This window comes from Streptomyces sp. NPDC002566, from assembly GCF_042889585.1.
GTDB lineage: Bacteria > Actinomycetota > Actinomycetes > Streptomycetales > Streptomycetaceae > Streptomyces.
Map to the genome: position 1 here is coordinate 334331 of NZ_JBIARD010000002.1, position 23226 is coordinate 357556.

Consider the following 23226-nt stretch of genomic DNA (forward strand, 5'->3'; position numbering starts at 1 on the left):
CTGGGCCGGTCACCGGGCTCTGCTCGGGGCGGGGCGGGCGTCGGGGCCGAGGCGGGCCATGGCGCGCAGGACGTGCTTGGGCGGCAACTGCCACCGCACGCGTGCCGGTACGGCGCGCAGGAGGGCGCCGGTCGCGCGCAGCCGCCGGGTGACGGCGGCCGGGCGCGGGGCGCTTCTGCCGTACAGCTCGTGGGCGTACGGCGGAAGGGAGTCGTAGGCCAGGCGCGCCACGTGCCGCCACAGCAGGGCGCGGGCCGGGACGAGCAGCGGGTGCACCGGCGGGCGGAGCAGGAAGTCGTCGACCGCGCGGGCGTCGGCGCCGGCGGCGAGTTCGGGGCGCATCTTCTCGAAGTAGGCCGCCATGTCCGCCCGGTCGGCGGGCACCGCGTCGGGGTCGAGGCCCACCAGGCGGGCGCTGACCCGGTGTTCGGCCAGATAGCGGTCGGCGGCCGCGTCGGTGAGGGGGTAGCCGGAGCGGCGCAGGACGTGCAGATAAGAGTCGATCTCGGCGCAGTGCACCCAGAGCAGCAGCTCGGGTTCGTCGACGCCGTACCGCTCGCCGGTGTCCGGGTCGGTAGCGGAGAGCATGCGGTGGATCCTGCGGACGCGGGCGCCGGCCTTCTCGGCGGCCTCGGTGGTGCCGTAGGTGGTGGTGCCGACGAAGTTCGCGGTGCGCATGAGCCGGCCCCAGGCGTCCTCGCGGAAGTCGGAGTTCTCCATGACGCCGCGCATGGCACGGGGGTGCAGGGCCTGGAGGTAGAGCGCGCGGATCCCGGCGACCCACATCATGGGGTCGGCGTGCAGCTGCCAGGTCACGCTCGCGGGGGTGAACAACCCCGGGTCGGCCGTCATAGGGGCAGTATGGCGAGGCCCTGCGGTGGACGACAGGGTCAGCGGCTCGCGCACCGCCAGGGGGCACGATCCATCGACCGTGCCGAAAGCTATAAAATATGGACAAAGCCTGCGGTGTCACGCGCCGCAGGCGCATCCTCCTCACACCGCACCCTGGTGAGAGCGGGCACGTCATGGATCCGTGGCTGATATGGCTGATCATCGCGGCCGTCCTGGCCGTGGCGGAGATCTTCACCCTCACCGCCGCGCTCGGGATGCTGAGCGCTGCCGCGCTGGCCACCGCCGGCCTCGCCGCGGCAGGCCTCCCGCCGGTCCTCCAACTCGTCGCGTACGCCCTCGTCGCCGCCGTCAGCCTGCTCTTCGTCCGCCCTGTCGCGCTGCGCCACCTGCTCCCGCCGCAGGGGCCGCGCTTCGGCATCGACGCCCTGATCGGCAAGACCGCCCTCGCGGTGTCGGAGGTGACGGGCACGGGCGGCAGGGTCCGTATCGACGGCGAGGAATGGTCGGCTCGCTCCTACGACGACACCCTGGTCATCGCGCCCGGGACCACCGTCGACGTCATGGAGATCAGCGGTACGACAGCGTTCGTCTACCCCCGGGACTGAAGCCATGTCTGCGTCACTCATAGCCGCTCTGCTCGTCGCACTGTTCGCGATCTTCACCGTCGTCCGCGCGGTGCGGATCGTGCCGCAGGCGCGCGCCCGCAACGTCGAACGGCTCGGCCGCTACCACCGGACCCTCACGCCCGGCCTGAACCTCGTCATCCCCTACATCGACCGGGTGCACGCGCTGATCGACCTGCGTGAGCAGGTGGTCTCCTTCCGGCCGCAGCCGGTGATCACCGAGGACAACCTGGTCGTCGAGATCGACACCGTCCTGTACTTCCAGGTGACGGACCCCCGCGCCGCCTTCTACGAGATCGCCAACTTCCTCCAGGCGGTCGAGCAGTTGACCGTCACCACCCTGCGCAACGTGGTGGGCTCCATGGACCTGGAGAAGACCCTGACCTCCCGCGACACCATCAACAGCCAGTTGCGCGGGGTGCTCGACGAGGCCACCGGCAAGTGGGGACTGCGGGTCAACCGGGTGGAGATCAAGGCCATCGACCCTCCCCAGTCCATCAAGGAGGCGATGCAGAAGCAGATGCGGGCCGAGCGGGACAAGCGGGCCGCCATCCTGGGCGCGGAGGGGCAGCGCCAGTCGCAGATCCTCACCGCCGAGGGGGACAAGCAGGCCGCCGTCCTGCGCGCGGAGGGGAACAGGACGGCAGCGATCCTCCAGGCGGAGGGCCAGTCGCGGGCGATCGACGAGGTTTTCCAGGCCGTCCACCGCAACGACCCCGACCCCAAGCTCCTCGCCTACCAGTACCTCCAGGCCCTGCCCCAGCTGGCGCAGGGCTCGGGCAACAATTTCTGGGTCATCCCGAGCGAGATCACTTCCGCGCTGCACGGTGTGTCGAAGGCGTTCAGCGAAGTCCTTCCGCCGTCGCCGGCCACCCTCGACGAACCCCCGCGGGCCGACATGGCCGCGCAGGCGGCCGACGACACGGCCCAGGCGGCGCGGGCGGCGGCCGAAGCCCTGGCGGACGCCGCCGAGGCCGACGGCTCCCCGTCCCCGGGCGGGCCGCCTCGCCGGCGCACCGGTTGACGCGCTCTCCGGCTCAGGCCGCGACGACGGCGAGTTCGTCGTGCGGCGGGCCGCCGAGCACCACCTTCAGGGCGCCGGTGTCGGCGGCCCGGGAGAAGACGTCGTACGCCTCCTCCATGTGCTCCATCGGGAAGGTGTGGGTGACCAGGTGCCCGGTGGGCAGCCGGCCGGCGGCGGCCATCCGCAGCAGGGTCGGGGTGGAGTGCGTGTCCACCAGCCCGGTGGTGATGGTCACGTTCTTGATCCACAGGTCTTCAAGGTGCAGCGTGGCGGGCCGGCCGTGGACGCCGATGTTGGCCACGTGGCCGCCGGGCCGGACCATGCGCGTGCACAGTTCGAAGCTCTCCGGAGCCCCGACCGCCTCGATGACCACGTCCGCGCCGAGCCCGTCGGTGAGATCGGCGATCAGCTGCTCCGGGTCCTCGCCCGCGTCGGCCACCGCGTCGGCGCCCAGCCGCCGGGCGGCCACCAGCCGGGACGCGGCGAGGTCGACGGCGACGATCCGCTCGGGGGCGAGGAGACGGGCCGTGACGATCGCCGCCAGCCCGATGGGTCCGGCGCCGACGACGGCGACGGTGTCGCCCGGGCCCACGCGGCCGTTGCGGACGCCGACCTCGTACGCCGTCGGGAAGATGTCCGCGAGCAGGACCGCGTCCTTGCTCTCCACGGCCGCCGGCAGGGCGTGCGCGGACAGGTCGGCGAAGGGGACGCGGACGTACTCGGCCTGGGTGCCGTCGACGAGGTGGCCGAGGATCCAGCCCCCGCCGCCCCGGCACTGGCCGTACACGCCCTCCCGGCAGAAGCGGCAGCGGCCGCAGGAGCTGATGCACGACACCAGCACCCGGTCACCCGGACGCACGGTCCGCACATCGCCGCCGACCTCCATGATCTCGCCGACGGCCTCGTGGCCCAGGACCGTGCCCGGGCGCACCTCGGGGACGTCGCCCTTCAGGATGTGCAGATCCGTGCCGCAGACGGTGACGGCGTCGACCCGCACGATCGCGTCGGTGGGTTCCTTGACGGCCGGGTCCGGGACGTCCTCCCAGGCGGACTGCCCGGGGCCGTGGAAGACGAAGCCTTTCATGATCTTCCTCATCCTTCGCGGTCCGGTACGGTATGCCCCCTACATCCAGCTTGTCCCGTCCTGAGGAGTTCCGCTCGGGCCGTCCGGCCCCCGGGCACCCGCCTGCCGGCCCCTCCCGCGCTCAGCCGAGGCAGGCCGGCAGCGCCATCGTCCCGGCCGATGGACAGCCGCGCCCGCGAGGGCCGCCCGAGCCGCCGGGAGTTGCGGGCGCGGGCTTCACTCCGGCCTGCGCGGCTGCCGATCGGCCGAGGTGATGCGCCGGCCCGTCAGGCGAGTGGGACGGATCGACACCCACATGTCGCGTCCACCGCCCGCCCAGGGCGTGGAGCGGGCGCGCAGGGCGAGCCCGCGAACGGCCTCGGGCTCGGTGACGACGCCGGCGGGGCCCACTGCGAGCACGCTCCAGCCTTCGCTCATGACCTCGTCCACGTGGTCGACCTCGAAGGCGACCTCCGTGCCGACGGCCGCCGCGGCCACGGAGTCGGGCGCGGTGCGGAAGACGATGTCGCCGTCCACGACGTCGTAGTTGACCGGGACGACCGCGGGGTGCCCGTCGGGCGCCGAGACCGCGACCCGCCCCACGCCGTGCGTGGACAGCAGGCGGCGGCACTCCTGCGGAGCGAGGTCGCGCAGCTGGGGGTGCGGCAGCGCCTGCCCCTGTCCTGGCGGCAGTTCGACGTCGGCCCCGCGCAGGGCCGTGGCGGTGGTGCCCAGCGCGGCGGCCAGCGCGAGGAGGGTCGCCGCGCTCGGGTCGGCCGGCTGTTCCTCCAGGTAGGCCAGGTAGGCGGACGAGATACGGGCGCGGCGGGCCGTCTCGTCCCGGCCGAGTCCCCGCCTGCGGCGTTCGGCGGCCAGACGCCGGCCGATGTCGGCGGGGTGCGGGGCCCCGGCCGGCCGGGCGGCCGCGGCACCGGCCGCGCCCGGCGGGGAGGAACCGCCGGCGGCCCCGTGCTCCGTGTGCCGGACGTGGGCGTCGGGCCCGGGGAACACGAGGGTCACCTCGTCGGTGTCCGACCAGCGCACGTCGTAGGGAGGTGTTCCGTCCTCGTGGCGGAGTCCGACGATCTCGCCGTCGCGCCCGGTGATGCCGGTCGCCGGGCTGTCGACGACGAGACGGTCGCCGAGGTGAGCTCGCATGGCCGTCGCCCCTCTCGTTGAAGTCGTGGAAGCGGTGCGGCATCCGTCAGCGGGTCCGTCACCGGCGGAAACGCGCGGACCACTGGGGTTCCACCGTGTTCCACTCGGCGTCCCACTGGGCGTACCTCCTGCGGTCCAGCAGCCGGCGCATGCCGGACTTCGCCACGAGGTACACGGCGGCCACGCCGGCCGCCGCCATGGCGCCCACGAACCAGCCGGTGGTCGTCGCGTTGAGCTCGTTCATCGGCGCGCCGGTGAGGCTGCCGTCGCGGTCCACCCACACCTGCAGGGCGGCGCCCTTGGACGTCCCCGACTCCACCAGGGTCGTCCCCGTACGCACCGCGCCGTCGGCGGACGTCCAGCGGACCAGGGCCTGCCGTTTCCCGTCGGCGGCGTCGCCCTTGACGTCGTCCGTCACCCTGGCGGTGACCTCCTGCCGCTCCGCGGACTGGATCCGCACGGTGCGTATCGACGCCTCGTACGCCGTCAGCCCCGCGCTGATCGCCGCCGCCGGCAGGCCGAGGACCAGGAGCAGAGTCACCAGGCCCCGGAACCAGGACTCGAACCTGTCGGACGTGCGCCGCAGGGGATTCGCCCTCTTCGGCACGCGCTGCGGGCGCGGTGGGGGCGGACCGGACGCGTGCGGCGCGTTCTGTGCACTCATGACTCGGCCTCCAGCAGGTCGCCGGCGTCATGTCCAGCTTGGTACGAGACGGAGCCCGCCGCCACGCCACACGATGGGAGCCGCCGGTCAGCGCCTCACGCGCGGCATCCCGAGGCCGATCCACGAGATGATCTCCCGCTGGATCTCGTTGTTGCCGCCGCCGAAGGTGAAGATGACGGCGGAGCGGTAGCCGCGTTCCAGTTCGCCGTGCAGGACGGCGCCCGCCGAGCCCTCCTGGAGGGCGCCTGGGGCGGCGACGATCTCCATCAGCCAGGCGTAGGCGTCCCGCCGCGCCTCGGAGCCGTAGACCTTGACGGCGGAGGCGTCCTGCGGGGTGAGCGTGCCGTTCTGCAGCGCCCCCACCATCTGCCAGTTGAGCAGCTTGAGCGCGTCGAGTCTGACGTGGGTCTGGGCGAGCCGGCGCCGCACCCAGGGCAGGTCGACGACGCGGCGGCCGTCGGCGAGCTTGGTCTCCGTCGCCCAGCGCTGTACGTCGTGCAGGGCGCGGATCGCCATGGTGCCGTGGGCGGCGAGGGTGACGCGTTCGTGGTTGAGCTGGTTGGTGATCAGCCGCCAGCCCTGGTTCTCCGCGCCGACGCGGTGGGTCACCGGGACGCGGACGTTCTCGTAGTAGCTGGCGGTGGTGTCGTGGCCGGCGAGGGTGTGGATGAGGGTGCAGGAGTAGCCGGGGTCGGTGGTCGGCACGAGGAGCATGGTGATGCCCTTGTGCGGTGGGGCGTCGGGGTCGGTGCGCACGGCCAGCCACACCCAGTCCGCGGTGTCGCCGTTGGTGGTCCAGATCTTCTGGCCGTTGACGACGTACTCCTCGCCCTCGCGCACCGCACGGGTCTTGAGGGACGCCAGGTCGGTGCCCGCGCCGGGCTCGCTGTAGCCGATGGCGAAGTCGATCTCGCCGGAGAGGATCTTCGGCAGGAAGTACGCCTTCTGCTCTTCCGTGCCGTACCGCATGATCGTCGGACCGACGGTGTTGAGCGCCATCAGGGGCAGCGGTACGCCGGCCTGGGCGGCCTCGTCGAAGAAGACGAACTGCTCGGTGGGGGTCAGGCCGCGGCCCCCGTACTCCTTCGGCCAGCCGACGCCGAGCCAGCCGTCGGCGCCGAGGCGGCGGATGACGGCCCGGTAGAAGCGTTTGGCGCCGACCGGGTCGGAGTGCCGGGCGTAGGCGTTGTGAGGCACCAACTCGGCGAAGTAGGCGCGTAGTTCGGTGCGCAGCCGGAGCTGCTCGGGGGTGTGGTCGAGGTGCACGGCGCCTCCTGGCTTCCCAAGGCCGGTGTCCTGACGGCGCACACCGTAGAACGTGTTCCAGAAATTGGGAATGGGCGGCGCGGGGTGCGCCGCACCGGGGGCGCAGGGGGCTGCCGAGTGGGCTCAGGGGCACGGTCGCTGCGGGCCGCACTCACGGGTCGGGCTCAGTTCGGGGCGCGCTCGGGGTGCGCTAGTTCAGCGTGGCGAGGAAGTCCGTGCAGGCCTTGGCGCAGGCGCGGCAGGCGGCCGCGCCGTCCTCCGCGCCCGGCTGCTTGTCGAAGACGTGGGCGGTCTCCAGGCAGACGGTCCGGCACCACTCCAGCTGGACGCGGATGCCCGCCTCGTCCATCCGGTTGTCCTCGGACAGCACACGGCAGGTCGCGTCGCAGACCTCCGCGCACATGATGCCCTTGCGCCGCAGGAGTTCCTGCTGTTCCGTTCCGTCCGGATCCACGAGGCTCGCGCGCAGCGCACACGAGCGGGCACATTCGGTGCAGGCCTGGGCGCAAGCGAAGCGGTCCTCCAGGAACCGGAAGAGTTCCTGTTGGGATGCTGTGGTAGTCACACCAGGCGGGTTGCCGGGACAGGCCGGGCCAAACCATCACTCGGCGTCCGCAGCCCGGTCAGGGGGTTCGTGTCCGATTGCGGGGGTATTCGCCTGATATGTCTACCGCAACCTCGCAGCTGGCCGCGTCGAGCGGTCTGCTCAGCCTGGCGATGTTCCTGGTGGCCATGGTCCTCATGGCCCTGCTGGCGGGCAGTTTCTGGCTGGGAGCACGCGTCAAGCGGCGCGAACCTCCCCGGCCGCGTCCCGATGAGCAGCCGCACCTTCCACCGGAGGGGCCGGTGCACGAGATCCGCGAGAACCGGGAGCCGGACGACGTACCGCGGGTCTCCAAGGGCGGTCGCGCGCTCACTCCGTACGAGCTGACCAATCTGCAGACCCGGCCGAGCGACGCCAAGTCCCGGCCGCGCTGGAGCAAGGGCAGCAGCGGCTCGTTCGGCGGCGGCGGTCTGGGCGGCCACTGAGCCGGCGGGCGGGCGACCCGCGCGGAGGCTGGGACGTGTCGCCCACGCCTCACACCGCCCAGGTCGCGACCGCCCACCCCTCACACCGCCCGGGTCGCGATCTCCACCGCCTGCTCCGCGTACGGGCGGCCGAAGAGCACCGCGTGCACCAGCAGCGGGAAGAGCTGGTGGAGCCCGACGCGTTCACGCCATCCGTCGGTGAGCGGGGCCGCCTCCCGGTAGCCGTCGAGCACCCGCTCCAGGTGCGGGCAGCCGAACAGGTCGAGCATCGCGAGGTCGGTCTCGCGGTGCCCGCCGTGCGCAGCGGGGTCGATCAGCCAGACGTCGCCGTCATCGCCCCACAGGACGTTGCCGTTCCACAGGTCGCCGTGGAGGCGCGCGGGCGGCTCGGCGGGGCCGGCCAGCTCGGGCAGCCGCGCGCACAGGCGCTCGACGGCGACCGCCTCCGCGGGGAGCACGGCGCCGTCGTCGACCGCCCGGCGCAGGTACGGCAGCACGCGGTGCTCGGCGTACCAGGCAGGCCAGTCCGCGCCCGTCACGTTGCGCAGGGGTGCGAGCCCGATGAAGGCGTCCTCCGGCCCGCCGGGCGGCGGGGCGCCGAAGGCGGGAGCGCCCGCGGCGTGCAGGGCCGCCAGCGCCTGCCCGAACCGGCGGGCGGCCTCCGGGGACGGGCGGCCGCCCGGGACCCGGTCGATCACCAGCCGGCGCTCGTCATGCCCGTGCACGGCCGGCACCCGGACCGCACCGGCGTCGGCCAGCCACCGCAGCCCCGCGGCCTCGGCCCGCACCGCGCGCGGGTCGCCCGCGCTCTTGACCAGCACGGTCCGCCCGTCCTGGAGGACCACTTCCACGAGGTTCCCGGCCACCGCGTGTTCCCGGACGGCGACCCCGCCGGCGAACCGGGCGGCCACATGTCCCGGAGCTTCGTCAGCCATACCCATCCGACCCACCCTACGACGCCTGCCGCCGCGGCCCTTCGCGATTCGGCGGGCGCACACCGCGCCCGTGTCCCACCCCCCGCGTACCGTGGGAGCCGTAGGCGTTCCGCGGGCGGCGAGGGGACGGGCGGCATGGGCGAGGCGCGGTCGGCGAAGGTGCCGAGGAAGGCGTACGAGGAGGAACTGCTGCGGCTGCAGACCGAGTTGGTCAAACTGCAGGAGTGGGTGCGGGCCGAGGGGGTGCGCCTGGTCGTCGTGTTCGAGGGGCGGGACGCGGCCGGCAAGGGCGGCACGATCAAGAGGATCGCCGAGCACCTCAACCCCCGTGTCGCCCGGATCGTCGCCCTGCCGAAGCCGACCGAACGCGAGCGCACCCAGTGGTACTTCCAGCGGTACGCCGAGCAGCTTCCGGCCGGCGGCGAGATCGCGCTGTTCGACCGGTCCTGGTACAACCGGGCCGGGGTCGAGCGCGTGATGGGGTTCTGCACCCACGAGGAGCACCGGTTGTTCCTGCGCCAGTGCCCGATCTTCGAGCGGATGCTGGTCGAGGACGGCGTCCTGCTGCGCAAGTACTGGTTCTCGGTGAGCGACACCGAGCAGCAGGACCGGTTCCGCCGCCGCCTGGAGGACCCGCTGCGGCGCTGGAAGCTCTCGCCGATGGACCTGGAGTCGATCACCCGCTGGGAGGAGTACTCCCGGGCCAAGGACGAGATGATGGTGCACACCGACATCGCCGAGGCGCCCTGGTACATCGTGGAGAGCGACGACAAGCGGCGGGCCCGGCTGAACATGATCGCCCACCTGCTGGACTCGGTGCCGTACCGCAAGGAGCTGCCGCCCGTGCCGGACCTTCCGGAGCGGCCGCCGTCCACGGGATACCGGCGCACCCCGCGCGATCTGCAGACCTACGTCCCCGACCACGCGGCGCACCTGTGACGCACCCGGGACGCCTGTGGCCAGCTTCGGGCGTGAGCGGTCAGTAAACGACATCACCTGACGGCGGTGGCGGAAAAGCGCTGTGATGACCCTCATCGTCGCGCAAGGTGAGGTGGATCATGGCCGACTTGATGCAGGCGGAACCGGCGGCACGACAACGGTGCGACTGCCGCGTCCCGGTGCGCGAGGCCGGGGCCGAGGAGCGGTTCCGGGGGCTTCTGGAAGCCGCGCCCGACGCGATGGTCATCGTCGACGACACGGGCGCCATCAGGCTCGTCAACGCCCAGACGGAGGCGCTTTTCGGCTACGGCCGCGAGGAACTCCTGGGCCGTCCCGTCGAGTTGCTGATGCCGCACCGCTTCCGCGACAACCACACCGAGCACCGTGACGGATACGCGGCCAACCGCCAGGTCCGCCCCATGGGCGCCGGTCTGGAACTGCACGGACTGCGCAAGGACGGCACCGAGTTCCCCGTCGAGATCAGTCTGAGCCCGCTGGAGACGACGGACGGCCTGCTGGTGTCGGCGGCGGTTCGGGACGTCAGCGACCGCAAGGCGGCCGAGGCCCGCATCAACGAACTGGCCGCGCTGGTGGAGTCCTCCCAGGACGCGATCCTGGCCCACACCCTCGACGGCCGCATCACGTACTGGAACGCCGCCGCGCAGCGCCTGTACGGCTACACCGCCGAGGAGGTCATCGGCCTGAACGTGTCGCTGCTGGCGCCGCCGGACCTGCGCGGCGAGGTCAGAGCGCTGCTCAAGCGCCTGCGGAGGGGCCGCAAGGTGGAGCACTTCGAGGCCCTGCGGGTCACCCGCACCGAGGCGCTGCTCGACGTGGACGTGACCCTGTGGCCGACGCGCGACACGCACGGCACGGTGGTCGGGGCGTGCGCGATCGTGCGGGACATCAGCGACCGCAAGCGCGCGGAGGCCGAGCTCACCGCCCTGTACGAGCAGCAGCGGCACATCGCGCTGACCCTCCAGCGCTCCCTGATGGGCACCCCGCCCGCGCTGCCGGGCCTGGCCACCGCCAGCCGCTACCGGCCCGCGACCCAGGGCGCCGGCGTGGGCGGCGACTGGTTCGACCTGATCCCGCTGGGCGGCGACCGGGTGGGGGTGCTGATAGGCGACGTGATGGGGCGCGGTCTGGAGGCCGCCGCCGTGATGGGCCAACTGCGTTCGGCGGCGCACGCGCTGGCGAAGACCGGTATGCAGCCGCGGCAGTTGATGCGGGCGCTGGACACCTGTGTGGCCGACCTCGACGTGCCCGACCAGCTGGTCACCTGCTGCTACCTGGTGATCGCGCCGGACGCCGGCACCGTGACCGTCTGCTCGGCGGGCCATCTGCCGGTCCTGGTCGCCCGCGCGGACGACGGGATCCGGCCCCTGTCCTGTCCGGTCAACGCGCCCCTCGGCGTGGGCGACGTGCTGTACGAGCAGTCCAGTTCGGAGATACCTCCGGGCGCCACCCTGGTGCTGTACACCGACGGCCTGATCGAGACGCCGGGCAGTGACATCGAGCTGCGCATCGGCGAACTCAGCCTGCTTCTGGAGGACCTGCTCCTCGGCACGCCCTGTCTGGAGACCGCTGCGGACCAGGTGCTGGCCGGCCTGCTGCCCGACCCCGACAGCCACAACGACGACGTCACCCTGCTGCTGGCGCAGCTGCCGGCCGCGCCGCTGGCGGCGGTCACGACCGAACTCCCCGCCGTCGCGGCCTCCGTGCCGGAGGGGCGCGCCTTTCTGCACAAGGCGCTGACCTCTTGGAACTGCGCCGAGCACGCCGACGACGCGCTTCTGCTGCTGTCGGAGACGCTGACCAACGCCGTGCTGCACGCCGAAGGCCCGATCAGTCTGCGGCTGCACCGCACCGCCACCGACCTCACGATCGAGGTCGGCGACCGCAGCCCGCACCTGCCGCAGCCGCGCCAGGCGGCGGAGCACGAGGAGTGCGGGCGCGGTCTGATCCTGGTCCGGGCCCTCGCCGAGGACTGGGGTGTGCGGCCGACCGACGAGGGCAAGACGACGTGGTTCACGCTCAGGCTGTGAACCCTCCCGGGCGGGCGCCGAGCACCGTCCCCGCCGGGCGGGGCAGCCGGGACGCCCGGCCGGCGCCCCGGGCCGCCGCGTAGGCCTCCAAGTGGGCCCGGATGTACGGCACGGCCACGGCGTCGACCTCGATGTCGCCGTCGACGAAGGCGGGTTGGACGTTCACCTCGAAGACCACGCCGCCGTTCTCGACGGCGAGGTCGACGCCGGCGAACGGCAGCCCGACCGACCGTGTCGCGGCGACGGCGAGTTCGGCGAGGCGGGGCGGCAGGTCCGGCGGGGCGATGTGCACGGCGGTGGCGCCCCGGCAGGTGTTGCAGGGGGTGTCGGGGTCGGGCTGGAGGTGCTCGCGGGCGTGCACGACGCGGCCTTCGAGGACGAAGACGCGGAACTGGTGGCGCAGGCCGTCGGCGGTGATGTTGCCGGCGTCCCGGGAGAGCATCCAGTCGGTGCCCCGCTCGGCGTAGAAGGCCCTGGCCCGGGCGAGGCGGGCGGGGGTGGTGACATGGAAGGTGTCGTTGCCGCCGGTGCCGACGACCGGGCGGGCCCAGGCGTCGCGGTCGAGCCGTTCGAACGCGGCGGCCGTCTCCCTGGGCGACGGGCGGGACAGGACGAGGGTCTCCATCTGTGCGACGCCGTCCCGCTGGAAGCGCTCGACGGTGAGGTTCTTCTCGGTCGCGGCGCGCCAGGCGTCCGGGCCGGCGGCGAGGGTCGGCACGCCGTGGCGTCGCAGCAGGTCCTGGAAGGGGGCGTAGGCGCGGCGGCGGTGCGGCGGGATCTCGTAGAGCACGACGATGTCGGGCGTGAGGTCGACTCCCTCGTGCGGCACTCGGAGCCGTAACCGGTCTCCGTCGCGGATGTGGCGGCCGGCCCCGCCGGTCGCGAAGTGCCGGGAGTCGACCCGGACGGGCGGTGCGCCGGTGAGCAGTTCCACCGCCCGGGCGAGGTACTCCCGGCAGCCTTCGGGCGATGTCGGATCGGCGATCAGGGCGATGCACGGTCGAGACACGAGCGGCCTCCAATGGCTCACGACGCGTGTTCGGACCGCGGGCACCCGACTGCGGCCGAACGGCGTCACGGGATGGTGCCTGTCGCGCGGGCGGTCCTCGCCCCCGGCGGCCGGCGGCCACGACGGTGGTGAGGATCGGGCCCCGCCGGATCCTCGTCGCGGGGCCGGCCGAACACTGTAAGCGCCCGCGGGGAAGGCGGAACAGGGCGCACACGGGCCGGCGCCCTGCCCCTCACCCTGCGCCGCCCGCCCCCACCCGTGCGCCCTGCCCCAGCCGGCCGGCGGGTCAGCCGTCCCAGGACCAGTCGGCGACCTCGGGAAGGTCGGTGCCGTGGACGCGGATCCAGTCGTGGTGACGCAGTCGCGCGTCCTCCATCCGCTGGCGTACGCCCGCCGCGCGCACGGCGAGCCCGGGCACGCGGTCGATGACGTCCATGACGAGCCGGTAGCGGTCGAGGTCGTTGCGCACGACCATGTCGAACGGCGTGGTCGTGGTGCCGAACTCCTTGTACCCGCGGACGTGCAGGTTGGCGTGTCCGTTGCGGCGGTAGGCGAGGCGGTGGATCAGCCAGGGGTAGCCGTGGTAGGCGAAGACGATCGGCTTGTCGGCGGTGAACAGTCCGTCGAACTCGAAGTCGTTCATGCCGTGGGGGTGTTCACCGCTGGGCATCAGCCGGGCGATGTCGACGACGTTGACGACCCGAACGGCGAGTTCCGGCAGGTGCCGGCGCAGCAGTTGGGCGGCGGCCAGCACCTCCTGGGTGGGGACGTCGCCGGCGCAGGCGAGGACGACGTCCGGTTCGCGCGTGCCGGTCTCCGTGCCGGCCCAGTCCCAGATCCCGGCGCCGCGCGCGCAGTGGACGCGGGCCTGCTCCAGGCTCAGCCAGTCGAAGCAGGGCTGCTTTCCGGCCACGACGACGTTGACGTAGTCGCGGCTGCGCAGGACGTGGTCGGCCACGGACAGCAGGGTGTTGGCGTCCGGCGGCAGGTAGACCCGGACGGCTTCCGGGCTCTTGTTGAGGACGTGGTCGACGAAGCCGGGGTCCTGGTGGGAGAAGCCGTTGTGGTCCTGGCGCCAGACGTGCGAGGTGAGCAGGTAGTTGAGGGAGGCGATGGGTGCGCGCCAGGGCAGCCGGCGGGTGACCCGCAGCCACTTGATGTGCTGGTTGACCATGGAGTCGACGATGTGCACGAACGCCTCGTAGCAGGAGAACAGTCCGTGCCGTCCGGTGAGGAGGTATCCCTCCAGCCAGCCCTGGCAGGTGTGTTCGGAGAGGATCTCCATCACCCGGCCGTGCCGGTCGAGGTGTTCGTCGACCTCGAGGGTCCCCGCCTGCCACGCCTTGCCGCTGGCGCCGTAGACGGCCTGCAGGCGGTTGGAGGCGGTCTCGTCGGGCCCGACCAGGCGGAAGTCACGCCGGTCGGCGGTGGATCGCATCACCTCTTTGAGCAACTCGCCCAGGACGGCGGTGGGTTCGTGCTGGGTCGCGCCGGGCTTGTCGACGGGGACGGCGTACTGCTCCAGATCCGGCACGGGGAGTTCGCGCAGCAGCAGGCCGCCGTTGGCGTGCGGGGTGGCGCCGAGGCGGCGGGTCCCCTCGGGGACGCAGGCCAGCACGTCGGGCCGGGGCGCGCCGTGCTCGTCGAAGAGTTCCTCCGGGCGGTAGTAGCGCAGCCATGTCTCCAGTTGCCGCAGATGACCGGGGTCGTCGCGGACGGCGGCCAGCGGCACCTGGTGGGAGCGCCAGGTGCCCTCCACGGGGAGGCCGTCGACCTGTGCCGGGCCGGTCCATCCCTTCGGGGTGCGCAGGACGATCACGGGCCAGCGGGGGCGTTCGACGGCGCCGTCCTCGCGGGCGGCGCGCTGGATCGCGGCGATGCGGTCGAGCGCGGTGTCGAAGGCCTGGGCCATCGCACGGTGGACGGCGGCCGGGTCGTCGCCGGTGACGTGGAGCGGGTCGTGGCCGTAGCCGCGCAGCAGTTCGTCGAGTTCGGTCTCGGGGAGGCGGGCGAGGACCGTCGGATTGGCGATCTTGTAGCCGTTGAGGTGGAGGATCGGCAGGACGGCGCCGTCGTGGACAGGGTCGAGGAACTTGTTGGAGTGCCAGGACGCGGCCAGCGGGCCGGTCTCGGCCTCTCCGTCGCCGATCACGCAGGCCACGAACAGGTCGGGGTTGTCGTAGGCGGCGCCGTAGGCGTGGGAGAGCGAGTAGCCCAGTTCGCCGCCCTCGTGGATCGAGCCGGGCGTCTCGGGGGCGACGTGGCTCGGGACTCCGCCGGGGAACGAGAACTGCTTGAACAGGCGGGCCATGCCGGCCGCGTCCCGGGTTACGTCGGGGTAGATCTCGGTGTAGGAGCCCTCCAGCCAGGAGTTGGCGACCACGGCGGGCCCACCGTGCCCCGGCCCCCAGACGCACAGCGCGTCCAGGTTACGGGCGCGGATGACGCGGTTGAGGTGGGTGTGGACGAGGTTGAGGCCGGGTGAGGTGCCCCAGTGGCCGAGCAGCCTCGGTTTGACGTGTTCGGGGCGCAGCGGCTCGGTGAGCAGGGGGTTGGCCATGAGGTAGATCTGGCCGACGGACAGGTAGTTCGCGGCGCGCCAGTGGGCGTCCAGTGTCCTCAGCTCGTCGTCGGTGAGCCGGGTGGACGCCTGCTGCGTGTCGACGGACATCTCGGGTTCCCTTCCGGATCGGGTTCGGCGGGAGGTGCATGCCGGTGCGCACCTCCCCACCCTCTCCCGGCCGCCGGGTACCCGCCAGGGCCGAACGACCCCTCTGCGACGGAGCCGATCGGGCCGGCCGCCGGACCGCCCGGCGCCCCCGCAACAACGCGAGGGGGGGCTTCCGTCCTACCTGCGTCCGGCGTCCAGGCGCGCGATGTGGGTGATGTTGCGCAGGTCCTCGACGTCCTCGCTGGCGTCGCCGCCGAACCAGGCGTCGAGGATCTCCTTGAGGAGCGGCTCCGAGGTCAGGCGCAGTCCGAGGGCGAGGACGTTGGCGTCGTTCCAGCGGCGGGCGCCGTCGGCCGTGTAGGCGTCGGTGCACAGGGCCGCGCGCACTCCGGGCACCTTGTTCGCGGCGATGGACGCGCCGGTGCCGGTCCAGCAGCACACCACCGCCTGCTCCGACACGCCGTCGGCCACGTCCCGCGCCGCCGCCTCCGAGCACACCGCCCACTGGGGGTCCGCGCCGGGGCGCAGCGCTCCGTGCGTCACGACGTCGTGCCCGCGTCCGCGCAACTCCGCGACGAGGGCGCGGGCCACGGGTTCGTCCATGTCCGAGGAAACGGAGATCCGCATGCCTGGGAGCCTACTGAGCGGAAGGGTGCGCTGTCGCGCCGGTGGGCCGGCTCGGGGCGGCCCGCCAGGAGGCCGGGGCGGGTGCGCCCGGCGGGTTCTCCGGTTCCGCGGGCGTACGTGCGGTGCGGGACGGGGCGGTGAGGACGGCGAGGCAGGCGACGACCAGGGTTACGCCGAGCCAGCCCAGCGAGGGCAGACGTTCGCCGACGACCAGGACCGCGAGGACGGCGGCGACGGCGGGCTCCAGCAGGGAGAGCGTGGTCGCGGTGCTCGCCGGGACGTGGGCCAGGCCCCAGCCGAACAGGACGTAGCCGCCGAACATGGGCACCAGGGCCATGTAGAGGCCGACCGAGGCGGCTTGCGGGGAGTCGAGCAGCGGGGCTCCGGTGGCCAGCAGCACGGGCAGGAGCAGCAGTCCGCCGAGGCCGAAGACGGCGCCCATGGCCGCGCCGGAGGTGACCCCGCCGCTGATCAGGCGGTGCGCCGCCCACGAGTACAGGGCGTAGGTGGAGCCGGCCAGCAGGCCGAGCCCCACCCCGAGCACGGTCGACCCGACGGAGCGGCTTCCGCCGGCGGAGTGCGCCTGGGACGCCTCGGCCGCGCACAGCAGCACCGTCCCGGTCAGGCCCAGGGCCGCGCCGGCCGTCCAGCGGCGCGTCAGCCGCCGTCCGTCGACGGCCCGCTCGATGACGGCCGAGGCGAGCGGGGCGGAGCCGATGGACACGACCGTCCCGGCGGCGACCCCGGCCAGGTGCATGGAGCTGTAGAACGCCAGCGGGTAGGCCCCCACCGCGCCGGCCCCGAGCAGCACGACGGCGCGCCGCGCCCTCAGCGCGGGCGCTTCCCGGCGGATGCGGGGAGCGGCGACGAGGGCCTGGAGCAGTCCGCCGAGGCCCATGGCGACGGCCCCGATCGCGAGCGGGCCCACGTCCGGGGCGAAGGTCGCCGCGGTGCCCGTGGTGCCCCACAGCACCGACGCCACCAGGACGCACAGCGAGCCGATGCCCACCGAGGCGGAGGCCCGTCCGGAAGGCCCCCTCACAGCCGGTCCAGCAGGTCGGCCGCCATCGTGCGGGCGTGCTCCAGACGTGTTCCGGCGCCCTCCAGACCTGCGCGGGCCATGGCGCCCTCCAGCAGGAAGGCCAGATGCTCCGCCGCCGTACGCGCCTCCTCGGGACGCCCGGGCAGCAGGTGCGCCAGGTGTCCGGCGAGCAGCGCCTCGACCTCCTCCTTGTGCCGGCGCACCACCGCGCGCCCCGCGTCGCCCGCGGGCAGTTCGGCAGCCGCGTTCAGCAGTCCGCATCCCCGGAAGCCGCGCTCGTAGGCGGACGCCGCGTGGTCGGCGTACGCGTCGAAGACCGCCAGGACGCCGCTCCGGGCGTCCGTGGCCTCCTCCAGCCGGCGCCGGTAGAGGGACAGCCACTCCTCGTGCCGGGCGTCGAGGTAGGCGAGCACCAGGTCGGCCTTGGACGAGAAGTTGTTGTAGAGGCTCATCTTCGCCACGCCCGCTTCGGCGGTGATGGCGTCGATCCCGGTGGCCGACACGCCGTCGGCGTAGAAACGGCGCGCGGCGGCGGCGAGCAGCCGCTCCCGAGCGCTGCCCCGCCGTCGGCCGGGGCGGGGCGCGGCGGTTCCGGTCTCGCTGGTCACAGGTCCTCCGTCGCGGTGGTCACAGCTCTTACGGCGCAGCTCCGATAATAGGTAGGTCAGTCTACCTAATGAGCGCTGCTCAGGTAAGCGGCGGTGCCGGCGGGGGACGTATCGGTCTCTTTCCCCCACCGGCCGCCGACCGGGCGGGTGATGGCTCATGATGATCGGGCCATGCACCGACTCGTCACCACCTCCCGCGCAGCTCAGACGCGCCAGGCGCCCCTGGCCGTCCTGCGGGCGGCGGTGTTCGCCGCCGTCGGCACGGCGCTGGGCGCGAGCGCCCACCGTCTGCTCGCCGAGGAGCGGGTGCCGTGGACGCGGGGCTCGATCGCGGCCGTCGCACTGTTCGCGCTGGGTCTGGTCGGCGCGCGTCGCCCGCGGCGGCTCGTCACGGTCGTCGCCGCCAGCGTGGCCGCGCAGTCCGGGCTGCACCTGTGGCTGACACTGACGCCGCACGCCGTCCGCGCGCCCCAGGGCGCCGACTCGGTTATGAGCGGCCATGCGCACGGCGGACATCTCCACGCCGCCTGGTACGCGCCCGTGCACGACTCCCTCGCCATGACAGCGGCCCACGCTCTGGTCGCCGCGCTGGTCGCCTTCCTCCTGCACCGGGCGGACACGGCGTGCTGGACCCTGACCCGGGCACTCACGGCGGCGCTCGACGCCGTACGGGCGCACCTGCACACCGCCGCCGGCCTCGCGACCGCGCTCACGGGGCGGACCGGGACGGGACACGGAACGCCGACGGCCGTACCGGCGCGCGACGACCGACCGCCGTCGGCCCAACCGGTGCTCGCACACGCGGTGGTGCGGCGGGGTCCTCCGCCCACGGGAACGGTTCTCGCCAACTGACCTCGCCGGGACGGCCGTTCGGCCATGCCGCACGCCTCCCCCGGCCCACCCCGTCACCCGTGCCTGGAGACACCCATGTCCCGCAACACCCTGTCGCGCACCGCGCGGCGCCTCGCCGTCGCCACCGCCGCCGCGACAACCGCCGTCCTGCTCACCGCCGTTCCGGCCGCCGCCCATGTGGAGGTGACGTCGAAGACCGCTCAGGCGCTGGCGCAGAACGTCGAACTCACCTTCGTGGCCGAGTCGGAGTCCGCCTCGGCCGGCATCACCCAGCTGCGGATCATCCTGCCCAAGGGCATCGCCCCCACCGACGTGGTGTACGGCGAGGGCCCCAAGGGCTGGACGTTCACCGCGACCAACGACGGCTACGTCGTGAAGGGGCCCGCCGTGAAGGTCGGCGAGGACGCCGAACACTCCGTAGTCGTACGCCAGTTGCCGGACGCCAAGGAGCTGGTGTTCAAGACGCTCCAGACGTACGGCGACGGCAAGGTGGACCGCTGGATCGAGCTGGGCGAGTCGGAGGGCGAGGGACACGGGCACGGCAACCAGGCCCCCGTACTGAAGCTGAAGGCGGCGGCGCCCGGTGCGCAGTCGGCCGCCCCCTCCCCCAGCGCGCCGGAGACCTCGGCCGCGCCGGCGAGCCCCTCAGCGTCTCCTTCGCCATCCGCCGAGGACGCGTCCCCGCGGGCGGCGGCCGAGAAGGACGACGACGGCGGACTGTCGGCGGGCGCCTGGACGGGCATCATCGCCGCACTCCTCGCGGCGGCAGCGGCCGCGGTCTTCCTCGTACGACGCCGCGGCGGCTCGCAGCAGTAGCCGACACGGCCGACGGGAACGGGGGCCTGCCTCCGTGGGCGGTCGATCGGGGCGGGTGTCACCGGAGCGGCGGTCAGCTCGCCTGCGGGTCGCACGGTGACGGCGCCCCGGCGCACCGACGTCAGTCGGCAGTCCGGCTTCGGTGATCCGCGGCGGCGCCGGGGGCCGTGTGCAACCGGTGGCCGCCGGTCAGCGGGTCGACAGGCGGTCGACCTCCTCGGCCTTCTGGCGGGCCTCCCGCTCGGCCCGGTCGAGCGCCTCCTCGGCCTCGTGGCTCCGCTGTTCGGCCTCCTGGCACTCCCGGTCCGCCAGGCGGAGTTCCTCGCGCGCCTGACGCAGGTGCTCCTCGGCGGCCGAGGCCTGCCGGCGGGCCTCGTCGTGGCGGTCGTGCGCCCGGTCCAGTTCGGCGTCGGCGTCGGCTCGCCGGCGGCGCTCTTCGCGCAGTCGCCGTTCGGCTGCCTGGGCCGCCTTCCGGGCCTGCGTGAGCAACCTCTGCTTCTCGCGACGGCGCTCGGCCAGCTCGTCCTTCGCCCGTGCCCGCTCGGCGGCGGGCGGCGCGGTCGAGCGGGCGGGCCGGGGGCGCGCTCCGGCGGTGGCGGTGGGACCGGGGGTGAACTCCGAGGGCGGCGTGAGTGCGCTCTCCAGCCGGCCCGTGGCCCACTGATCGGCGGCCTGCGGATCGGCGAGCACGGCGTGCAGGGTCGACTCGATCTCCCGTTGCACCGTGCCCGACAGCCGCTCCCCCGCTTCCAGGGCGAGCCGCGCCGCCTGCCGGGTCAGCTCGGCGACGACGAGGCGGCGCTGGACGGACAGCTCCTTGATCCCGGCCCCGTCCAGCGTGCCGTACGCCTCCCGCAGCGCCCGCCCCAGCTCCAGGAACCGCCCGCTCTCCTCCGGCTCGGAGCGCAGCAGCAGGTTCGCCGCCCAGGCCGCCAGCGAGGGGCGGCGGGCTGCCCGGACACGCCGGGCGTCCTCGGTGCGACCGGCCGACCTGGCCGCCAGGGCCAGCTCCTCGCGGCGCGCGACGAAACGGGACGGCGGCGTGGTGTAGAGCGCGTCGAGCTCGGACTCCAGCTCGCCGCCCGTACCCTCGGCCTCGCCCTCGCGGTCCGGGCCGCCCGCATCCGCACCGCGCGCCCGCCTGCCGCCGCCACGCCCGCGCGCGCTCTCGTCTCGCACGGTGTCCACACTCCCCCGCGCCGCCCGGTCCCGCACATCGAGCACACCCGCCGCCGCGCTCACTCCCCCGGTCGGCTCAACCCGCCCTGATGTCACAGCCGTTGACCTGTCCCCCGGAGGCCAGCACAATGAGCCCGCGCTCCTGAGAGCGCTCTCAACCTCCCTTCCATCCCGCCCCTAGGAGCCCCATGACCGGCAGCCCCCGCCCGGCGCTCAGCCGCCGCGCCCTCATCGGGTCAGGACTCGCCGCCGGAGCAGCCGTCCTCGCGGCTCCGGGCTCCGCCTCCGGGTCCACGAGGGCTCCTGCGGCAGACCGTCCGTCCACCGCCCCGGCATCCGCACCACGCCGGGCGGGCGCCTTCCTGGCCGCGGCCATGGACGCCTACCCGGACCACGGCACCGTCCGGCTGGCCCAGAGCTACACCGACCAGGCCGGCCTGTTCAGCACCGCGTTCACCTACGACAACGCACTGACGATCCTGGCCGCCCTCGCCTCCGGCACGGCGGACGGCCGGTCCCGTGCCGTGGCGCTCGGCGACGCGCTCCGCTACGCCCAGGCCCACGACCCGGTGTACGACGACGGCCGGCTGCGGCAGGCGTACAACGTGGGGCCGTACACCTTCTACGACGGTTCGCCGCAGCCTGACGGGTTCGTCCGGGCGGACGGCACGGCCAACGTGGGGACGCAGTTCGGTTTCACCGGCACCGCCGTGGGCGACATGGCCTGGGCCGGGATCGCGCTCGCAGCGCTGGCCCGCCGCACCGGCGAGCGCCGGTTCCTCGACGCCGCCGTGAGGATCGGCGAGTGGATCGAGCGGGTGGGCCGTACGGACGAGCCCCTCGGCGGTTACAAGTTCGGTGTCGACGGGGCTGACGGGAGGCTGCCGTTCACCTCCACCGAACACAACACGGACCTGGTCGGGCTGTTCGGACAGCTCGCCCGGCTCACCGGCGACCGGGTGTGGCGGGAGCGGCGCGAACGGGCGCGTGCCTTCGTGGCGAGGATGTGGGAGCCGTCCGGCGGCTTCTTCTACACCGGCAGCAACGACGGCGTGACGGTCAACAAGTCACCGGTCCCCGAGGACACCCAGACCTGGACGCACCTCGCCCTCGACTCCCGCGCCCACTCCCGTTCGCTGGACTGGGCCGCCGCCGAACTGGCCGTCCTGGACACAGCCGACCGGCGCAACAGCACGGTTCCCGCCGGCCAGTCCTACGCCGGGGTCACGTTCAGTTCCGCCGCCCTGCTGGCCGACGAGGACGCCCCCATCGCCCCCGGGCAGCCCAAGCCCGACCGCGAGGGCGTGTGGTTCGAAGGGACGGCGCACCTGGCGCTGGCTCTGCGCACCCGGTGCGCCCGAGGGGACGAGGCCCGCGCCCGGCGGCTGCTGGCCTCCGTGGAGAGGGCCCAGGAGTCCCTGGGCGGCGGCCAGACACTCGGGGGCCGGGCGGTCACCGAGGGCTGCGGAGTCGTCTCGGCGAGCAGTCCGCTCCACACCGGATTCGGGTTCGGCTACTACCCGTACCGCCACACGGGCGCCACCGCCTGGTACGTGCTCGCGGCGACCCGCGTCAACCCGCTGGCGGCCTGAGGCGGCGTCGACAGCCCGGCGGCCCGCCGCCCGACTCTGACACCATGGCCCCATGGAACGTGTGCTCGGAATCGGTGGGTACTTTCTGCGGGCCGCCGACCCCGCCGCCCTGACCGCCTGGTACCGCGAGTGCCTCGGGCTGGACGCCGACGACGACGGCCTGTGGCGTCAGGATCCCGGGCCGACGGTGTTCGCGGCCTTCGAGTCCGGGACCGACTACTTCGGGTCCCGCGCGCAGCAGACCATGCTCAACTTCCGCGTCCGCGACCTGGACGCGATGCTCGCGCAGTTGCGCGCCGCGGGAGCGGAGGTGGACGAGGAGACGCAGGACATGGCGGGCGTCGGCCGCTTCGGCTGGGTCACCGACCCCGAGGGCAACCGCATCGAACTGTGGCAGCCCGCCTGAGCCCGCCCGGCTCCTGGAAACGCCCTGAGTCCCGAGAACTTCCCCGAGATCGCCGTGTCCGCCGATGAGTTTTCGCGTGTTCCTCCGTCAGAGTTCACGACTGGGGCGCCGCGGCCGCGAACGCGGGCGAGGCGCGCACTCACCGAACCGACCGGGAACCGGTCACGAGACCCCGAGGAACACCTATGCGAACCCTGATCAGCACCGCCTTCGTCTCGCTCGACGGCGTCGTGGAGGCCCCCGGCGGCGAGCCCGGTTACCGGAACTCGGGGTGGACGTTCAAGCACACCGAGTTCCTCCCCGAGGCCTTCGAGATCAAGGGCCGGGAGCAGAAGGAGGCCGCGGCGATGATGATGGGCCGGGTCAGCTACGAGGCGTTCAGCGCGGTGTGGCCCGACATGGAGGACTTCGCGGACTACAAGGTCATGCCGAAGTACGTCGTCTCCACCACCCTCGCCGAGGACGACCTCGTGTCGAACTGGGGTGAGACCACGATCCTGCGCTCGCTCGACGAGGTCGCCGCGCTGAAGGAGACCGAGGGCGGCCCGATCATCGTGCACGGCAGTGCGTCACTGAACCAGGCGCTCTCGGACGCGGGCCTGATCGACCGTTATCACCTGCTCGTCTTCCCGCTCCTGCTCGGCGCGGGCAAGCGGCTGTTCAGCGCCACCGACAAGGACGCCCAGCGGCTGAAGCTGGTCGAGCACGAGGCCTACGCCAACGGTCTGCAGAAGAACGTCTTCGACGTCCTCCGCTGAGGCGGACGTCCTCCGCTCGGGGAGGCGGCCGTACGCGACTCGGCCGCGTGTCCGTGGCTTCGTCG

The 23226-nt window shown here is 73.3% G+C and carries 23 protein-coding genes; 10 read left to right on the top strand and 13 right to left on the bottom strand.

Features of this window, described 5'->3' with window-relative positions; translation table 11 throughout:
- Nucleotides 1–9: 9 nt before the first annotated feature.
- Nucleotides 10–852 carry an oxygenase MpaB family protein gene (locus tag ACFYXA_RS08710; RefSeq protein WP_389029861.1) on the bottom strand — a complete coding sequence of 281 codons (843 nt, stop codon included), beginning with the start codon at nucleotides 850–852 and terminating at the stop codon, nucleotides 10–12.
- Between the two features lie 173 nt (nucleotides 853–1025).
- On the opposite strand from ACFYXA_RS08710, the gene ACFYXA_RS08715 reads away from it, so the two are divergent.
- Complete coding sequence (locus tag ACFYXA_RS08715; RefSeq protein WP_352248515.1) at nucleotides 1026–1457, top strand: NfeD family protein; 432 nt, start codon at nucleotides 1026–1028, stop codon at nucleotides 1455–1457.
- Between the two features lie 4 nt (nucleotides 1458–1461).
- A complete protein-coding gene (locus ACFYXA_RS08720; RefSeq protein WP_351089524.1) occupies nucleotides 1462–2499 on the top strand; it encodes an SPFH domain-containing protein in 1038 nt (345 codons plus the stop codon).
- Between the two features lie 13 nt (nucleotides 2500–2512).
- Here ACFYXA_RS08720 and ACFYXA_RS08725 read toward each other — a convergent pair whose 3' ends face one another.
- From ACFYXA_RS08725 to ACFYXA_RS08745, 5 genes are all read right to left on the bottom strand, one after another.
- On the bottom strand, nucleotides 2513–3583 hold the full coding sequence (locus tag ACFYXA_RS08725) for a zinc-dependent alcohol dehydrogenase family protein (protein ID WP_389029864.1): 1071 nt from the start codon (nucleotides 3581–3583) through the stop codon (nucleotides 2513–2515).
- A 216-nt stretch (nucleotides 3584–3799) separates the two neighbouring features.
- Nucleotides 3800–4720 carry a DUF1918 domain-containing protein gene (locus ACFYXA_RS08730; protein ID WP_389029867.1) on the bottom strand — a complete coding sequence of 307 codons (921 nt, stop codon included), beginning with the start codon at nucleotides 4718–4720 and terminating at the stop codon, nucleotides 3800–3802.
- Between the two features lie 58 nt (nucleotides 4721–4778).
- Nucleotides 4779–5384: a hypothetical protein gene (locus ACFYXA_RS08735; RefSeq protein WP_352248462.1), complete on the bottom strand. Its 606-nt coding sequence runs from the start codon at nucleotides 5382–5384 to the stop codon at nucleotides 4779–4781.
- An 87-nt stretch (nucleotides 5385–5471) separates the two neighbouring features.
- Entirely contained in the window at nucleotides 5472–6650 is a 1179-nt protein-coding gene (locus ACFYXA_RS08740) for an acyl-CoA dehydrogenase family protein (protein ID WP_352248461.1), read from the bottom strand.
- A gap of 190 nt (nucleotides 6651–6840) precedes the next feature.
- On the bottom strand, nucleotides 6841–7215 hold the full coding sequence (locus tag ACFYXA_RS08745; RefSeq protein WP_351089453.1) for a ferredoxin: 375 nt from the start codon (nucleotides 7213–7215) through the stop codon (nucleotides 6841–6843).
- A 98-nt stretch (nucleotides 7216–7313) separates the two neighbouring features.
- On the opposite strand from ACFYXA_RS08745, the gene ACFYXA_RS08750 reads away from it, so the two are divergent.
- Entirely contained in the window at nucleotides 7314–7679 is a 366-nt protein-coding gene (locus ACFYXA_RS08750; RefSeq protein WP_389029872.1) for a DUF6479 family protein, read from the top strand.
- An 80-nt stretch (nucleotides 7680–7759) separates the two neighbouring features.
- Here the strand turns inward: ACFYXA_RS08750 and ACFYXA_RS08755 are convergent, their stop codons facing one another.
- Nucleotides 7760–8614: a fructosamine kinase family protein gene (locus ACFYXA_RS08755; protein ID WP_389029875.1), complete on the bottom strand. Its 855-nt coding sequence runs from the start codon at nucleotides 8612–8614 to the stop codon at nucleotides 7760–7762.
- A 135-nt stretch (nucleotides 8615–8749) separates the two neighbouring features.
- On the opposite strand from ACFYXA_RS08755, the gene ppk2 reads away from it, so the two are divergent.
- Entirely contained in the window at nucleotides 8750–9553 is an 804-nt protein-coding gene (gene ppk2 / locus ACFYXA_RS08760; RefSeq protein WP_389029878.1) for a polyphosphate kinase 2, read from the top strand.
- Nucleotides 9554–9672: 119 nt separating this feature from the next.
- Complete coding sequence (locus ACFYXA_RS08765; protein WP_389029881.1) at nucleotides 9673–11601, top strand: PAS domain S-box protein; 1929 nt, start codon at nucleotides 9673–9675, stop codon at nucleotides 11599–11601.
- On the opposite strand, the gene ACFYXA_RS08770 is transcribed toward ACFYXA_RS08765, so the two are convergent.
- From ACFYXA_RS08770 to ACFYXA_RS08790, 5 genes are all read right to left on the bottom strand, one after another.
- On the bottom strand, nucleotides 11591–12610 hold the full coding sequence (locus ACFYXA_RS08770) for a RimK family alpha-L-glutamate ligase (RefSeq protein WP_389029884.1): 1020 nt from the start codon (nucleotides 12608–12610) through the stop codon (nucleotides 11591–11593). The two genes, ACFYXA_RS08765 and ACFYXA_RS08770, sit on opposite strands and share 11 nt — an antisense overlap.
- 286 nt (nucleotides 12611–12896) lie before the next feature.
- On the bottom strand, nucleotides 12897–15281 hold the full coding sequence (locus ACFYXA_RS08775) for a phosphoketolase (protein ID WP_389029887.1): 2385 nt from the start codon (nucleotides 15279–15281) through the stop codon (nucleotides 12897–12899).
- 177 nt (nucleotides 15282–15458) lie between these two features.
- Nucleotides 15459–15908 (bottom strand): RpiB/LacA/LacB family sugar-phosphate isomerase, encoded by a 450-nt coding sequence (locus tag ACFYXA_RS08780; protein ID WP_352248447.1) that lies wholly within the window; start codon nucleotides 15906–15908, stop codon nucleotides 15459–15461.
- Between the two features lie 10 nt (nucleotides 15909–15918).
- Nucleotides 15919–16950, bottom strand: coding sequence for a DMT family transporter (locus ACFYXA_RS08785; RefSeq protein ID WP_389029891.1), 1032 nt, complete (start codon nucleotides 16948–16950; stop codon nucleotides 15919–15921).
- On the bottom strand, nucleotides 16947–17558 hold the full coding sequence (locus ACFYXA_RS08790; RefSeq protein WP_389029894.1) for a TetR/AcrR family transcriptional regulator: 612 nt from the start codon (nucleotides 17556–17558) through the stop codon (nucleotides 16947–16949). The genes ACFYXA_RS08785 and ACFYXA_RS08790 overlap by 4 nt, the downstream gene beginning before the upstream one ends.
- Nucleotides 17559–17729: 171 nt before the next feature.
- Here ACFYXA_RS08790 and ACFYXA_RS08795 point away from each other — a divergent pair, with 171 nt between their 5' ends.
- Together ACFYXA_RS08795 and ACFYXA_RS08800 are read left to right on the top strand one after the other, a co-directional pair.
- Nucleotides 17730–18410 (top strand): hypothetical protein, encoded by a 681-nt coding sequence (locus tag ACFYXA_RS08795; protein ID WP_389029897.1) that lies wholly within the window; start codon nucleotides 17730–17732, stop codon nucleotides 18408–18410.
- Between the two features lie 75 nt (nucleotides 18411–18485).
- Nucleotides 18486–19226 (top strand): DUF1775 domain-containing protein, encoded by a 741-nt coding sequence (locus tag ACFYXA_RS08800; protein ID WP_389029900.1) that lies wholly within the window; start codon nucleotides 18486–18488, stop codon nucleotides 19224–19226.
- Between the two features lie 189 nt (nucleotides 19227–19415).
- Here ACFYXA_RS08800 and ACFYXA_RS08805 read toward each other — a convergent pair whose 3' ends face one another.
- The gene (locus ACFYXA_RS08805) at nucleotides 19416–20405 is read right to left on the bottom strand and encodes a hypothetical protein (RefSeq protein WP_389029903.1); all 990 of its coding nucleotides are present in this window, start codon (nucleotides 20403–20405) and stop codon (nucleotides 19416–19418) included.
- Nucleotides 20406–20593: 188 nt separating this feature from the next.
- Between ACFYXA_RS08805 and ACFYXA_RS08810 the strand changes: the two genes are divergently transcribed.
- From ACFYXA_RS08810 to ACFYXA_RS08820, 3 genes are all read left to right on the top strand, one after another.
- Complete coding sequence (locus tag ACFYXA_RS08810) at nucleotides 20594–21997, top strand: Tat pathway signal sequence domain protein (RefSeq protein WP_389029906.1); 1404 nt, start codon at nucleotides 20594–20596, stop codon at nucleotides 21995–21997.
- Between the two features lie 52 nt (nucleotides 21998–22049).
- The gene (locus tag ACFYXA_RS08815; protein WP_389029909.1) at nucleotides 22050–22403 is read left to right on the top strand and encodes a VOC family protein; all 354 of its coding nucleotides are present in this window, start codon (nucleotides 22050–22052) and stop codon (nucleotides 22401–22403) included.
- A 185-nt stretch (nucleotides 22404–22588) separates the two neighbouring features.
- Entirely contained in the window at nucleotides 22589–23161 is a 573-nt protein-coding gene (locus ACFYXA_RS08820; RefSeq protein ID WP_352248433.1) for a dihydrofolate reductase family protein, read from the top strand.
- The last annotated feature ends 65 nt before the right edge of the window (nucleotides 23162–23226 follow it).

Bases quoted from the DNA above. Each gene is read 5' to 3' on its own strand.
- ACFYXA_RS08710 (WP_389029861.1), bottom strand. From the start codon at position 852: ATGACGGCCGACCCGGGGTTGTTCACCCCCGCGAGCGTGACCTGGCAG.
- ACFYXA_RS08715 (WP_352248515.1), top strand. From the start codon at position 1,026: ATGGATCCGTGGCTGATATGGCTGATCATCGCGGCCGTCCTGGCCGTG.
- ACFYXA_RS08720 (WP_351089524.1), top strand. From the start codon at position 1,462: ATGTCTGCGTCACTCATAGCCGCTCTGCTCGTCGCACTGTTCGCGATC.
- ACFYXA_RS08725 (WP_389029864.1), bottom strand. From the start codon at position 3,583: ATGAAAGGCTTCGTCTTCCACGGCCCCGGGCAGTCCGCCTGGGAGGAC.
- ACFYXA_RS08730 (WP_389029867.1), bottom strand. From the start codon at position 4,720: ATGCGAGCTCACCTCGGCGACCGTCTCGTCGTCGACAGCCCGGCGACC.
- ACFYXA_RS08735 (WP_352248462.1), bottom strand. From the start codon at position 5,384: ATGAGTGCACAGAACGCGCCGCACGCGTCCGGTCCGCCCCCACCGCGC.
- ACFYXA_RS08750 (WP_389029872.1), top strand. From the start codon at position 7,314: ATGTCTACCGCAACCTCGCAGCTGGCCGCGTCGAGCGGTCTGCTCAGC.
- ACFYXA_RS08755 (WP_389029875.1), bottom strand. From the start codon at position 8,614: ATGGCTGACGAAGCTCCGGGACATGTGGCCGCCCGGTTCGCCGGCGGG.
- ppk2 (WP_389029878.1), top strand. From the start codon at position 8,750: ATGGGCGAGGCGCGGTCGGCGAAGGTGCCGAGGAAGGCGTACGAGGAG.
- ACFYXA_RS08765 (WP_389029881.1), top strand. From the start codon at position 9,673: ATGGCCGACTTGATGCAGGCGGAACCGGCGGCACGACAACGGTGCGAC.
- ACFYXA_RS08775 (WP_389029887.1), bottom strand. From the start codon at position 15,281: ATGTCCGTCGACACGCAGCAGGCGTCCACCCGGCTCACCGACGACGAG.
- ACFYXA_RS08780 (WP_352248447.1), bottom strand. From the start codon at position 15,908: ATGCGGATCTCCGTTTCCTCGGACATGGACGAACCCGTGGCCCGCGCC.
- ACFYXA_RS08795 (WP_389029897.1), top strand. From the start codon at position 17,730: ATGCACCGACTCGTCACCACCTCCCGCGCAGCTCAGACGCGCCAGGCG.
- ACFYXA_RS08800 (WP_389029900.1), top strand. From the start codon at position 18,486: ATGTCCCGCAACACCCTGTCGCGCACCGCGCGGCGCCTCGCCGTCGCC.
- ACFYXA_RS08810 (WP_389029906.1), top strand. From the start codon at position 20,594: ATGACCGGCAGCCCCCGCCCGGCGCTCAGCCGCCGCGCCCTCATCGGG.
- ACFYXA_RS08815 (WP_389029909.1), top strand. From the start codon at position 22,050: ATGGAACGTGTGCTCGGAATCGGTGGGTACTTTCTGCGGGCCGCCGAC.
- ACFYXA_RS08820 (WP_352248433.1), top strand. From the start codon at position 22,589: ATGCGAACCCTGATCAGCACCGCCTTCGTCTCGCTCGACGGCGTCGTG.